This is a genomic window from Synechococcus sp. RS9909, from assembly GCF_014279595.1.
Taxonomy (GTDB): Bacteria; Cyanobacteriota; Cyanobacteriia; order PCC-6307; family Cyanobiaceae; genus Synechococcus_C.
The window spans coordinates 18,548-31,449 of record NZ_CP047943.1 but is presented as its reverse complement, the minus strand read 5'-3'; the positions used below and the strand labels follow the sequence as shown (position 1 = coordinate 31,449).

The 12,902-nt window shown below is 64.6% G+C and carries 13 protein-coding genes; 6 read left to right on the top strand and 7 right to left on the bottom strand.

The features are described from left to right. Positions 1-20: 20 nt before the first annotated feature. A complete protein-coding gene (gap, locus tag SynRS9909_RS00140) occupies positions 21-1,043 on the bottom strand; it encodes a type I glyceraldehyde-3-phosphate dehydrogenase (protein WP_007101108.1) in 1,023 nt (340 codons plus the stop codon). 205 nt (positions 1,044-1,248) lie between these two features. Here gap and murC point away from each other — a divergent pair, with 205 nt between their 5' ends. Genes murC through SynRS9909_RS00125 form a run of 3 tightly spaced genes read left to right on the top strand, consistent with a single transcriptional unit; the run spans position 1,249 to position 3,991 of the window. Next, on the top strand, positions 1,249-2,700 hold the full coding sequence (gene murC, locus SynRS9909_RS00135) for a UDP-N-acetylmuramate--L-alanine ligase (RefSeq protein ID WP_007101109.1): 1,452 nt from the start codon (positions 1,249-1,251) through the stop codon (positions 2,698-2,700). Then, on the top strand, positions 2,700-3,617 hold the full coding sequence (gene murB / locus SynRS9909_RS00130) for a UDP-N-acetylmuramate dehydrogenase (RefSeq protein WP_007101110.1): 918 nt from the start codon (positions 2,700-2,702) through the stop codon (positions 3,615-3,617). The genes murC and murB overlap by 1 nt, the downstream gene beginning before the upstream one ends. Positions 3,618-3,649: 32 nt before the next feature. After that, positions 3,650-3,991, top strand: a complete 342-nt coding sequence (locus tag SynRS9909_RS00125; RefSeq protein ID WP_007101111.1) for a YbaB/EbfC family nucleoid-associated protein — start codon at positions 3,650-3,652, stop codon at positions 3,989-3,991. Here SynRS9909_RS00125 and rsgA read toward each other — a convergent pair. Genes rsgA through grpE form a run of 4 tightly spaced genes read right to left on the bottom strand, consistent with a single transcriptional unit; the run spans position 3,966 to position 7,006 of the window. After that, on the bottom strand, positions 3,966-4,868 hold the full coding sequence (gene rsgA / locus SynRS9909_RS00120) for a ribosome small subunit-dependent GTPase A (RefSeq protein ID WP_007101112.1): 903 nt from the start codon (positions 4,866-4,868) through the stop codon (positions 3,966-3,968). The genes SynRS9909_RS00125 and rsgA overlap by 26 nt on opposite strands. Next, positions 4,855-5,097 (bottom strand): sulfurtransferase TusA family protein, encoded by a 243-nt coding sequence (locus tag SynRS9909_RS00115; RefSeq protein ID WP_007101113.1) that lies wholly within the window; start codon positions 5,095-5,097, stop codon positions 4,855-4,857. The genes rsgA and SynRS9909_RS00115 overlap by 14 nt, the downstream gene beginning before the upstream one ends. 2 nt (positions 5,098-5,099) lie before the next feature. Beyond that, positions 5,100-6,227, bottom strand: a complete 1,128-nt coding sequence (gene dnaJ / locus SynRS9909_RS00110) for a molecular chaperone DnaJ (RefSeq protein ID WP_007101114.1) — start codon at positions 6,225-6,227, stop codon at positions 5,100-5,102. 44 nt (positions 6,228-6,271) lie between these two features. Next, a complete protein-coding gene (gene grpE / locus SynRS9909_RS00105; protein WP_007101115.1) occupies positions 6,272-7,006 on the bottom strand; it encodes a nucleotide exchange factor GrpE in 735 nt (244 codons plus the stop codon). A gap of 108 nt (positions 7,007-7,114) precedes the next feature. On the opposite strand from grpE, the gene SynRS9909_RS00100 reads away from it, so the two are divergent. The 3 genes from SynRS9909_RS00100 to SynRS9909_RS00090 are packed head-to-tail and all read left to right on the top strand — an operon-like array spanning position 7,115 to position 11,108. Beyond that, positions 7,115-8,752 (top strand): GspE/PulE family protein, encoded by a 1,638-nt coding sequence (locus SynRS9909_RS00100; protein WP_007101116.1) that lies wholly within the window; start codon positions 7,115-7,117, stop codon positions 8,750-8,752. A 10-nt stretch (positions 8,753-8,762) separates the two neighbouring features. After that, a complete protein-coding gene (locus SynRS9909_RS00095) occupies positions 8,763-9,839 on the top strand; it encodes a type IV pilus twitching motility protein PilT (protein ID WP_007101117.1) in 1,077 nt (358 codons plus the stop codon). A 12-nt stretch (positions 9,840-9,851) separates the two neighbouring features. Further along, a complete protein-coding gene (locus SynRS9909_RS00090; protein WP_007101118.1) occupies positions 9,852-11,108 on the top strand; it encodes a type II secretion system F family protein in 1,257 nt (418 codons plus the stop codon). Here the strand turns inward: SynRS9909_RS00090 and SynRS9909_RS00085 are convergent. Together SynRS9909_RS00085 and msrB are read right to left on the bottom strand one after the other, a co-directional pair. After that, positions 11,101-12,414, bottom strand: coding sequence for an NAD(P)/FAD-dependent oxidoreductase (locus SynRS9909_RS00085; RefSeq protein WP_050752467.1), 1,314 nt, complete (start codon positions 12,412-12,414; stop codon positions 11,101-11,103). The genes SynRS9909_RS00090 and SynRS9909_RS00085 overlap by 8 nt on opposite strands. Beyond that, positions 12,341-12,853: a peptide-methionine (R)-S-oxide reductase MsrB gene (gene msrB / locus SynRS9909_RS00080; RefSeq protein WP_007101120.1), complete on the bottom strand. Its 513-nt coding sequence runs from the start codon at positions 12,851-12,853 to the stop codon at positions 12,341-12,343. The genes SynRS9909_RS00085 and msrB overlap by 74 nt, the downstream gene beginning before the upstream one ends. Positions 12,854-12,902 lie beyond the last annotated feature (49 nt).

Here is a 12,902-nt window from a genome sequence, read left to right as displayed (position 1 = left end):
CTCAGCTCACTTCACTGAGCTCACTTCCAGTTCTTGGCCACAATCTCAGCGAGATCGACCACACGTTGGCTGTAACCCCACTCATTGTCGTACCAGGAGAGGATCTTCACCTGGTCACCGCCCATCACCTTGGTGAGTTCAGCATCCACGATGGTGGATTCATCGGTGCCGGCATGGTCGGTGGACACCAGGGGAAGCTCGCAGTATTTGATGATGCCTTTGGCGGACCCCTCAGAAGCAGCCTTCAAAACAGCGTTCACTTCCTCAGAGGTGGTGGTCTTGCTCACGTTGAACACCATGTCCACCAGGGACACATTGGGGGTGGGAACGCGCAGGGCGAGACCATCGAGCTTGCCCTTCACCGCGGGATAGACCAACGCCACGGCCTTGGCGGCGCCGGTGGTGGTGGGAACGATGTTCATGGCTGCAGCACGGGCACGACGCAGGTCGCGATGGCTGGCGTCGAGGATGCGCTGGTCACCGGTGTAGCTGTGCACGGTCGTCATCGACCCTTTGACGATGCCGAACTCCTGGTCGATCACCTTCACGATCGGCGCCATGCAATTGGTGGTGCAGCTGGCGTTGGAGAGGATGTTGAAATCCTCGTGGCGATACTGGTCGGCGTTCACACCCACCACGAAGGTGCCCACGCCATCACCCTTGCCAGGGGCGGTGAGGATCACCTTCTTGGCACCGGCCTGGAGGTGCATGCTGGCCTTCTCATCGGTGTTGAAGACACCGGTGGATTCGATCACAAGATCGATGTCCCACTCCTTCCAGGGAAGGTTAAGAGGATTGCGGTCGGAATAGCACTTGATCGTTTTGCCATTCACAATCAGGGTGTCGTCGGTATAACCGATCTCAGCTCCCTGAATCCGACCCAGCATGGTGTCGTAGGTGAGCAGGTGAGAATTGGTCTTGGGATCCGACGTGTCGTTCAGACCCACCACTTCGATGTCGGTGTTAGCACCACGGCTGATCCAGCAACGCATGAAGTTGCGACCAATTCGGCCGAATCCATTGATCGCAACGCGCAGGGTCATGGCAACAGCGGCTTACCGCATGGGGTGTTTGGCCGCCGATCATACAGAAATCTTCTGAATTCCCTGATGCCACGCCTCCATTCCCCTGCTGGCGCCCGGTGCCACCACAGCCCGTAACACGGCGCAATCCCAGGCCGCAGCGGCGGATCAAAGGCAAGCTTTCTCGCGACGCCTGACTTATCTTTCGGACTCACGATCCAGCCCATTGGCCCGTTTGCTCAGCCGCCAGCAGCCCATTCATTTCATCGGCATCGGCGGTATCGGCATGTCGGCCCTCGCCCTGATCCTGGCGGAACGGGGCTTCAGCATCAGCGGCTCGGAGCCGCGCCACTCGGCCATCGTGCAACAGCTCATGGCGCGTGGCATCACCGTGATGGATGCCCAGGTGGCCAGCAGCATCGACCGACTCGTCGCGGGTTCGGCTTCCCCGCCTCTGGTGGTGGTCAGCACCGCCATCCCAGAATCCAATCCCGAATTGGTTGAAGCGCGGGCCCGGGGGCTCAGCATCTGGCATCGCTCCGACATCCTCGCTGCCCTGATTGCGGAACAACCGGCCATCGCCGTAGCGGGCAGTCACGGCAAAACCACCACCAGCACCGTGATCACAACGTTGCTGGCCGCTGCGGGAGAAGATCCCACCGCCGTGATCGGTGGCGTGGTGCCCTGCTACGGCAGCAATGGTCATGCCGGCAGCGGCCGCTACCTGGTGGCTGAAGCGGACGAGTCGGATGGGTCCCTGGTGAAATTCCAGGCCGAGCTCGGCGTGCTCACCAACCTGGAGCTCGATCACACCGATCACTACAGCGGCCTCGATGACCTCGTGGCCACGCTGCAGCGCTTCGCCTCCGGCTGCGAGCGGCTGCTGGCCAATCAGGACGACCCGATCCTGCGGGACCATTTCCAGGCGACCGCCTGGTGGTCGGTGCAGCGCTGCGAAGGTGTTGACTTCGCGGCCCTCCCGGTGCGCCTCGATGGCGATCGCACCGTCGCCGACTTCTATGAAGATGGTGGGCTGGTGGGCCGCATCACCCTGCCCCTGCCGGGCCTGCACAACCTCAGCAACGTGACAGGCGCCCTTGCCGCCTGCCGTCTGGCTGGGGTGGAATTCAGCCGACTGCAACGCGGTCTGGAGCAGTTGCAGGCACCCGGTCGCCGGTTCGATTTCCGCGGTGACTGGCAAGGGCGTCAGATCGTGGATGATTACGCCCACCACCCCAGCGAAGTGAGTGCCACCCTCACCATGGCGCGATTGATGGTGAGCAGTGGCCGCAGCCCCCTGCCCCGCCAGCCCCAACGGCTCACCGTGGTGTTCCAACCCCACCGCTACAGCCGCACCCAGGAATTCCTGGATCAGTTCGCCGCCGCTCTCACCGTGGCCGACCTGGTGTTGCTGGCACCCGTCTACAGCGCCGGTGAAGCACCGATCGCCGAAGTCAGCAGCCATGCCCTCGCAGGCTCCATGCGCCATCTGGCGCCGGAACAAGCCGTGCTTGTGGCCGACAGCATGGACGAGCTGACCGTTCTGGTGCAGGAGCACAGTCGCCCGGATGATCTGGTGCTGGCCATGGGTGCCGGTGATGTGAACAGCCTGTGGAAACGACTGACCGACGACAGCGTTTCCTCGCCCCAGCCCCAGCATTCCCCGTTAGCGGCCTGATGCAGCTGGTGGAGTCCGGCCTGCTCAAGCGTCAGGTCTCGCTCGCTGAGTACACCACCTGGCGGGTGGGTGGCCCAGCTGAATGGCTGGCGGAACCCTCCCACGACGAGCAACTCGATGCCCTGCTCCAGTGGGCTCAGGACGAAGGCCTCCCCTGCCGCGTGATCGGTGCGGGCTCCAACCTGTTGATCCACGATGACGGCCTGCCCGGACTGACGCTCTGCCTGCGCAAACTGCAGGGCAGTGACCTCAATGCCGACAGCGGAGCGGTGAGCGCCTGGGCCGGTGAACCGATTCCGACGCTGGCGCGGCGGGCGGCCCGCGCTGGCCTGCACGGCCTGGAATGGGCGGTGGGCATTCCTGGCACCGTGGGAGGAGCGGCTGTGATGAACGCCGGAGCCCAGGGGGGCTGCACCGCCGAGCGATTGGTGGCTGTGGATGTGCTCAGTCTCGATGGCGACACCTGCGGAGCCAGGCTCAGGCTTGAGCCCAACGACCTCGACTTCGACTATCGACACAGCCGTCTGCAGAACGGTCACCATCTGGTGATCCGGGGTCACTTCCAGCTGGAACCCGGCCACGACCCGACAGCGCTGACCCAACGCACCAGCAGCAATCTCAGCCATCGCACCGGAACCCAGCCCTATCAGTGGCCAAGCTGCGGCAGTGTGTTCCGTAATCCGGAGCCGTTGAAAGCCGGACGTCTGATCGAAGCGCTCGGGCTCAAAGGCCAGCGCATCGGTGATGCCCAGGTGTCGCCGATGCACGCCAATTTCATCGTGAACCTGGGCCACGCCACGGCCGAACAGATCAGCGACCTGATCGAACTGGTGCAGACCACCGTGACCAAGCATCACGGCATCCATCTGCACCCGGAGGTGAAGCGACTCGGTTTCCCCGAAACCACTCCGCACTGACCGCGTAACCTGCCTGTTCTTCCCAACGCGTCATGGCAGGGTTCGGACTCCCCAATTTCGGTCAGCTCACGGAAGCCTTCCGGAAGGCCCAGCAGATCCAGCAGGACGCCCAGAAGCTCCAGGAGGAACTGGATGCCATGGAAATCGAGGGGAGCTCTGAGGATGGCAGGGCCAGCATCTGGCTCTCGGGCAATCAACAGCCCCTGCGGGTGCGTCTCGACCCCGCCCTGCTCGCCGAAGGCCAGGCTGCTGCGGAAGCCGCTGTGCTCGCCGCCCTGCAATCCGCCTACGAACGCTCCACCGGCACGATGAAAGAGCGCATGGAGGAGCTCACCGGTGGGCTCAACCTCAACCTCCCCGGGATGGGCGGCTGAGAGCCAGCAGGTCCTCCACGGCACGCCGGTAGAGGGGGTAGCGATCCCAGTCGCGATCCACGCCGCAACCGGGCTCATCCCGGTGGAGACAGTCTCGGAAACGGCAGGGGTGCTGGGCGATCCGAGAACGCAATTCCGGAAACAGCACCTCCAGGTTATGGGCATCGGCTGGCAACTCCGGACGGTTGAACCCGGGTGTGTCAGCCACCCGCGCTCCGGAAGCCAAGGGATGTAACTCCACGTGCCGGGTGGTGTGACGGCCCCGTTGCAACCGACCAGACACCGCGCCGACCCGGAGTTCGAGTTGAGGAATCAGGGCATTGAGCAGGGAACTCTTGCCCACCCCCGAAGGCCCGCACAGCACCGACAGCGGTTGGCAGGCCAGCTGGGAACGCAGCGTGTCCAGGCCCATGCCGGTCTGGCTCGACACCGGCAGCACGCCATAACCCCAGCCCTGCAGACGCTGCACCAGCAAGCGCAACGGCTCCTCTGGGATCAGATCCGATTTGCTCAGCAGCACCTGCACCGCCAAGCCGGTCTGTTCGGCGGTGAGCAGAAACCGGCTGGCCTGGTCGGGATCGAAAGCCGGTTGTTCCACCGCCAGCACCACCACCACCGCGGTGACATTGGCCACCGGCGGTCGTGCCAACCAACTGCTGCGCGGTTCCACCGAGGCCACAACCGCCCGGGCCTGGCGCCGATCGATCGCCTCCACCCACACGTGATCTCCCACATGCACCGCCGCACCCCGATGGGCAAGTCGGGTGCGACGGGTGCAGAGAAGCCGCAGCCCCGACCCAACCCCCTCCAACTCCACCTCGAGGTAATTGGCCTGCAGCGCCACCACCACACCGGGCTGGCGCTCAGGCCGGTCCACGGGTCACCACAATCTTCAACCAATCCGCATCGGTGTGAAGCACCGAGACGGCGTGACCGTCCTGCTGCAGACCAGAAAGCACCATCGCCTCCGGCTCACCCCGGTCGAGCGTCACCTGCAGCTGAGCGCCGCACGGAAGCGTCTCCAGGGCCAGGCGGCAACGAATGAAATTGACCGGACAGGGCGTGCCGCGCAGATCAAGGCTCTGATCGGCCCCAGACGACGCCACGGTCAGCGTTGCCCGAACAAGCGGGCGAACAGGCCACTCTTGTGGTGATGGTGTTGCTCACCGCGGGCCGAGTGGTGACCGGCCAGATCCTCAAGCAGACGCCGTTCATCGTCATTGAGTCGGGTGGGCAGCTGCACCGTGACGCTGATGCGTTGATTGCCGCGGGCCACCGGGTTGCCCAGTTTGGGAATTCCCTTGTTCTCGAGGGTGAGCACAGCATTGGGTTGGGTCCCTGCCGGAATCTCGAGATCGGCGGGCCCATCCACGGTTTCCACTTCGATCGTGTCGCCGAGAATCGCCTGCAGATAACTGACCTTCACCTCAGAGAGCACGGTGAGGCCATCCCGGCGAAGGCTGGGGTGGGGTTTGACCGTGAGAAACACATACAGATCACCGGCGGGACCACCCCGCAGGCCAGCGTTGCCCTCACCGGCGACCCTCAGGCGGGTGCCCGTATCCACTCCAGCAGGAATGTTGATGCGCAGCTTCTTGCGCACCTGCTGCACCCCCTGACCACCACAGGCGGTGCAGGGATCGGCGATCACCTGACCGCTGCCATTGCAGCTGGGACATTCCGCCACCTGGGTGAAACTGCCGAAGGGGGTGCGGGTGGCGCGACGCACCTGACCCACGCCGCCACAGGTGGTGCAGGTGGTGGGTCCACTGCCGGTTTTGGCGCCGCTGCCGTTGCAGGTGGTGCAGGTTTCGAGGTGGGGAATCCGGATCTCCCGCTCCTGCCCGAAGACAGCCTGTTCGAAGTCAATGGTGAGGTCGTAGCGCAGATCGTCGCCCTGCTGGGGCCCACGCCGCCGCTGCCGACCACCGCTGCCAGCACCGCCGAACCCACTGAAGAAGGTCTCGAACAGGTCGGCGAAGCCGCCCATGTCGCCCATATCGGGCATGCCGGCAGCGCCACCGAGCCCCGCTTCCCCGAACTGGTCGTAGCGGGCACGGCTCTGGGGATCGCTGAGCACTTCGTAGGCCCGCCCGATCTCCTTGAAGCGATCCTCCGCGCCGGGATCCTTGTTCACATCCGGGTGATACTGGCGAGCGAGACGCCGATAGGCCCGCTTCAGCGTGTCGGCATCGGCGTCTCTACCGACGCCGAGCATCTCGTAGTAATCGGCCATCAGCTCGTCATCCCTGCGTCACCCTAAGGGCCAACTTGTGCCCCTCAGGCCTGGTCATGGTCGGGTTGTCCGCCCTCCGGCTCAGCACTCTCGGCCGAAGCCTCCGTCGCCGAGGTTGCGCCGGCCTGAACCTGAGGACCCGGACCCATCGAGACCTTCACCATGGCGTGGCGGAGCACGCGGCCCTGCAGGTGGTAGCCGCGCTGTAGCTCCTCGATCACCACATCTTCGCCGTGCTCATCACTCGGTTCGCGCAGCACCGCTTCATGCAGAGTCGGGTCGAACTCCTGACCCACCACCCGCATCGGCGCAACGCCCAGCTGCTTGAGCACATCCACCAGCTGTTTGTAGAGACCCTGGTAGCTGCGATGCAGCGACTGCGCCTCCTCACTTTCCGGGTTGAGTTGCTGGCGCGCCCGCTCGAAGTTGTCGACCACCGGCAGGATCTCGCTCAGGGTGCTGCAGGTGATCTGAAGCTTGAGATCGTCCTGATCGCGACTCTGGCGCTTGCGGAAGTTGTCGAAATCGGCAGCGATGCGCATGTACTGACTGCGCAGGGTCTCGTGCTCATCGCGGAGGGTGCTGTGCTCGCGCTCCAGCTGTTCCAGCCTGGCCTCATTGTCCGCAGCGGGCTGGTCAGCAGGGGATTGGTTCGCAGCGGCTTGCTCCGCGGCCGCAGGGTTGGCATCGGCAGGCTCGACGACCGATGCCTGGGCCTCGCCTTGAGGCGCCGCATCACGGACGGGCTCTTGCGCGGGGGAGGAGGGATCACCACTCATGCTGACCGAAAGCGGATTCACGTTTAAACATGTTGATGGGTGGGGCTCACCTCCCACAAGCGGCGGAAGCCCGCACCTGCCGCTCCAGACACTGCCCCGGAGTGACGCTTGACCGTCCACGCACCTGCCGCCGCTGCACAGAACCCGTGGCACCAGCAGCGACTGGAGCTGGAGCTGCTGCTTCAGGTTCCTGTGCCGGAGCGGCTCGATGCCGCCGCTGATGCGCAACTGCAGGAGGCGATGCGCCGAAAGGATTTAACCCAGCAGCTGCAACCGCTCCTGGCCCGGCGCGACGACAGCCGCGACGACAGCCGCGACACCCCAGCGCCATCCCTGCTCGATGGGTTCGACCCGGAGGGAGTGCTTGAGGACGACGCCGACGAGAACGCTCGACTGGCGGGCCTGCACGAAGATCTGGAGCAGAGCCTGAGGGATTCCGAAACCTCACCGGTGGTGAATCTGGTGAACCGGATCCTGCTGCAGGCCCTGCAACTGGGTGCCAGCGACATTCATGTGGAACCGCAGCAGGCAGGCCTGCAGGTGCGGTTCCGACAGGACGGCGTGCTGCAGAGCTACAGCGAACCGTTGCCGAGTCGGTTAGTGCCCGCCGTGACCTCCCGCTTCAAGATCATGGCCGACCTGGACATCGCCGAACGCCGCCAGGCACAGGACGGCCGCATCCGCAGGCGCTTCCAGGAGCGCACGGTGGATTTCCGGGTCAACAGCCTGCCGAGCCGCTTCGGCGAAAAGATTGTGCTGCGCCTGCTCGACAGCTCCGCCACCCAGCTGGGGCTGGACACCTTGATCACCGACCCGGCGGCCCTGGATCTGGTGCGCAATCTCGGCGCCAAACCCTTCGGGATGATCCTGGTGACCGGACCGACGGGCTCGGGAAAATCGACCACGCTGTATTCCCTGCTGGCGGAGCGCAACGACCCGGGAATCAACATCTCCACCGTGGAAGATCCGATCGAATACACCCTGCCGGGCATCACGCAGTGCCAGGTGAACCGCGACAAAGGCTTTGATTTCAGCACCGCCCTGCGCGCCTTCATGCGTCAGGACCCGGATGTGCTGCTGGTGGGCGAAACCCGCGACCTGGAGACCGCCAAGACAGCGATCGAAGCGGCGCTCACCGGTCACCTGGTGCTGACCACACTCCATTGCAACGATGCACCGAGTGCCATCGCCCGCTTGAGCGAGATGGGGGTGGAACCGTTCATGGTCAGCGCCTCCCTAATCGGCATCGTGTCGCAACGCCTGCTGCGCAAGGTATGCCACCACTGCTGCGAGAGCTATCAGCCCGATGCCAGCGAACTGGGGCGATTCGGACTGATGACCCACAACGAAGCGGATGTGCGCTTTGTGCGAGCCCATCACCACGATGGCGACGGCCAGGCCTGTCCCCACTGCCAGGGCAGTGGATATCGGGGCCGGATAGGGGTCTACGAAGTGCTGCGGATGAATGAGGAGCTGGCGACGGCGGTGGCCCGTGGCGCCACCACCGACGTGATCCGGCGACTCGCCCTGGAAAGCGGCATGACGACGCTGCTGGGCTACAGCCTGGAGCTGGTGCGCCGCGGCCAGACGACCCTGGAGGAAGTGGGCCGGATGATCCTCACCGACGCCGGTCTGGAATCGGAACGCCGCGCCCGAGCCCTGCACAGCCTCACCTGCCAGGGCTGCGGTGGCGGACTGCAGGAAGGCTGGCTGGAATGTCCGTACTGTCTGACCCCACGTCAGTGAGGCGCCCGCCATGGAGCTGATGATCGAAGACCTGATGGAGCAGCTGGTGCAGGGCAGCGGCAGCGACCTGCATCTGGCCAGCGGGCAGCCGCCCTATGGGCGCTTCAACGGACAGCTCCGCCCCCTCTCGGAATCGCCGCTCAGCGAAGAAAGCTGCAACCGACTGATCTTTTCGATGCTCAACAACAGCCAGCGCAAGACCCTGGAGCAAACCTGGGAGCTGGATTGCGCCTATGGCCTCAAGGGGGTGGCCCGCTTCCGCGTCAACGTGTATCGGCAGAAGGGGAGCTACGCCGCCTGCCTGCGGGCCCTGGGCAACACGATCCCCAGCATCGCCTCGCTGGAGCTGCCGCCGGTGGTGGTGGACACCTGTGCCCGACCGCGGGGCCTGGTGCTGGTGACCGGACCGACTGGATCGGGCAAAACCACCACCCTCGCCGCCCTGCTCGACCACATCAACCACAGCCGCAGCGAACACATCCTCACGATCGAAGACCCGATCGAGTTCGTGTATCGCAGCGACCGCAGCATGGTGCACCAGCGCCAGCTCAATGAAGACACCCGCAGCTTTGCCAATGCACTGCGCGCCGCCTTGCGCGAAGACCCGGACGTGATCCTGGTGGGTGAAATGCGCGATCTCGAAACGATCCAGCTGGCGATCACCGCAGCGGAAACCGGTCATCTGGTGTTTGGAACCCTGCACACCAGTTCCGCCGCCCAGACGGTGGATCGGATGGTGGATGTGTTCCCTCCCGGCCAGCAAACCCAGATCCGGGTGCAACTCTCCGGCAGCCTGGTGGCCGTTTTCGCCCAGACCCTCTGCCGTCGGCTCGATCCGAAACCGGGGCAATTCGGCCGGGTGATGGCCCAGGAAATTCTGATCAACACAGCGGCGATCGCCAACCTGATCCGTGAAGGCAAAACCGCCCAGCTCTATTCCCAGCTGCAAACCGGTGCGGATCTGGGCATGCAGACCCTCGAGCGGGCCCTGGCCGATCTGGTGACGGCCGGCAGCATCAGCCGGGATGAGGCCATGGCCAAAGCGGGCAAACCGGGTGAACTGGACCGCTTGCTGGGCGGATCCTGATCCGGCTGAGCCATGGCCAGTTTTGTTGCCACCTACAGCGGTCCTGCCGGCGACAACCGCAGCATTCGCATTCAGGCCAAAGACGTCACCAGCGCCCGCAAGCTGCTGCGCCGTCGCGGCATCCGCGCCAACAGCCTGGTGGCGGACCCAAGCGCCACGGGCGACAGCCCGCGCACTGGGGCTGGCTCACGCTCATGGCTCTCCATCGATTGGAACGCAGCCCTGGAAAAAGCCCCGGGGGTGAAAGACAAAGCGGTGTTTGCCAGCAAGCTGGCAGCCCTGGTGGATGCAGGCGTGCCAATCGTGCGCAGCCTCGATCTGATGGCCCGTCAGCAGCGCCTGCCGATGTTCAAACGGGCCTTGCTGCAGATCAGCCTTGAAGTGAACCAGGGCACAGCCATGGGGGCGGCCATGCGCCAGTGGCCCAAGGTGTTCGACCCATTGAGCATCGCCATGGTGGAGGCCGGTGAAGCCGGTGGGGTGCTCGACGAATCCCTCAAACGGCTGGCCAAGCTGCTGGAAGACAACGCCCGACTCCAGAACCAGATCAAAGGAGCCCTGGGATACCCCGTGGCCGTGCTGGTGATCGCGATTCTCGTCTTCCTGGGGATGACGATCTTTCTGATTCCCACCTTCGCCGGCATTTTCAAGGACCTCGGGGCTGAACTGCCCCTGTTCACCCAGTTGATGGTGGATCTCAGCGAGCTGCTGCGTTCACCCTTGTCCTTGCTGCTCGCTGGCGTGATGCTGATGGCGTTGTGGATGCTGAGCCGGTATTACGCCACCGCCAAGGGACGACGCGCGATCGACCGTCTGCTGCTGCGCCTGCCCCTGTTCGGCGATCTGATCATGAAAACCGCCACAGCACAGTTCTGCCGGATCTTCAGTTCCCTCACCCGTGCCGGTGTGCCGATCCTGATGTCGCTGGAGATTTCCAGCGACACAGCCGGCAATTCGATCATTTCCGATGCGATCCTCGCTTCCCGTGGCCTCGTGCAGGAAGGCGTGCTGCTCAGTGCTGCCCTGATTCGCCAGAACGTGCTGCCCGAGATGGCCCTGAGCATGCTCGCCATCGGCGAAGAAACGGGAGAGATGGATCAGATGCTCAGCAAAGTGGCCGACTTCTACGAAGATGAAGTGACGGCCTCGGTGAAAGCGCTCACCTCGATGCTCGAGCCAGCGATGATCGTGGTGGTGGGTGGCATTGTCGGCTCGATTCTGCTGGCGATGTATCTGCCGATGTTCACGGTCTTCGACCAGATCAAGTAGTGAGCGCTGCTGCGATCGCCTGACCCGCCAACCAGCCACTGCTCCAGCAGTGTTGAAAATTGAAGCCGCCGGTGACGCCATCCACGTCGAGCAGCTCTCCGGCGAAATGCAGCCCGGGCACCACACGACTTTCCATCGTGGCCAGATTCACGTCACCCAGATCGACGCCACCGGCGGTGACGAATTCTTCACCGAACGGTCCACGACCACGAATGCTGTAGTTGCTGCCGGTGAGCGCCTGCGCCAGAGCCCGTTCCCAGGCGGCGGGGCAATCCGCCCAACGGCGCTGAGGATCCGCCCCCACCTGCTCCAATAGGGCCAACCAGAGCCGACGGGGCAGGCGATCGGAGCAGGGCCTGGCCGCGGCAAGGGTGCGTCGGGCCTGGTCATGGCGGAGCGCTCGCACAACCGCCACCCCCCGCTCGGGGCTCAACCCGCCCAGCCAGCGCACGGTGAGAACACCGCGATAACGCTCGGCATGGAGCGCCCGAGCCGCAAAAGCCGTGAGGCGCAACGTCGCCGGCCCGCTCAATCCCCAGTGGGTGATCAACACCCTGCCGTGCTGCTGCCAGCGTCCGCCAGGGAGGCTGAGCTGCAGCTCCACATTATCGAGGGCGACGCCGGAACAGGCCGTCAAGCCGGCGGCGTCGAGGGCCAGCGTGAACAGGGACGGCAGGGGCGCAATGATCCGGTGACCGAGGCCAGCAGCCAGCTTGCGGCCACTGGGATGCCCACCGGTGGCGAGGAGCACGCGTCGGGCCTGCCAGGACGAACGGGGCAGGGACGGCCGACCGGCACCCTCCAGCTGAAAGCCATCGGCACAGCGCACCAGCCCCCGCACCGGTGATCCGGTGTGCAGCTGCACACCGGCGTCCCGGGACGCCCGTTGCAGGCACTGAATCACCGCATCGGAACGATTAGCGCGGGGAAACATCCGGCCGTCGGCCTCCTCCACCAGCTCGAGGCCGCGCTCCGAAAACCAGGCCACCGCATCGCCACAGGCAAAACGACTGAACGGGCCACGCAACGGCCGACTTCCACGCGGGTAATGGCGCACCAGATCTGTCGGATCCCAGCAGGCATGGGTGACATTGCAGCGCCCACCACCGCTGAGACGCACCTTGGTGAGCGGCTCGGGCGTGGCCTCCAGCACCGCAACCCGCTCCAGCCCCAGCTCCGCCGCCGTGATCGCCGCCAGATAACCAGCGGGACCACCCCCAACCACGATCAGGTCATGCAGCCGGCTGGAACCGCAGGGCGACGCCGTTGTTGCAGTAGCGCTTTCCTGTGGGCTTTGGGCCGTCATTGAACACATGACCCTGATGTCCGCCGCAACGACGACAGTGGTATTCGGTGCGCGGAATGATCAATTTGAAATCTACTTTTGTGGCAATCGCGCCGTTGAGCGGTGCCCAGAAGCTCGGCCAGCCGGTGCCGCTGTCGAATTTCGCCTTGGCGGAGAACAGGGGGAGATCACAACCGGCACAGTGATAAGTGCCGGAACGTTGTTCCGCATTGAGCGGACTGCTGAAGGGTCGCTCCGTTCCCTCCCGCCGCAGCACCTGATAAGCCTCGGGAGACAAACGCTTCTTCCACTCCGCATCGGAGAGGTTCCAGGCAGACTCACCGGCCTTGGAGGCAGCGAGGACAGGCCTCGGCGCCGCGAGCCAAGCCGCCACACCCGCCACACCGCTGAGCAGGAGCGACCGGCGGGGCAGAAGCCTGTCGGAAAGTCCCGATGTCATCACTGGACCAACAACCCAATGACTCCGTTTTAAAGGAGGCGGGAGCCGG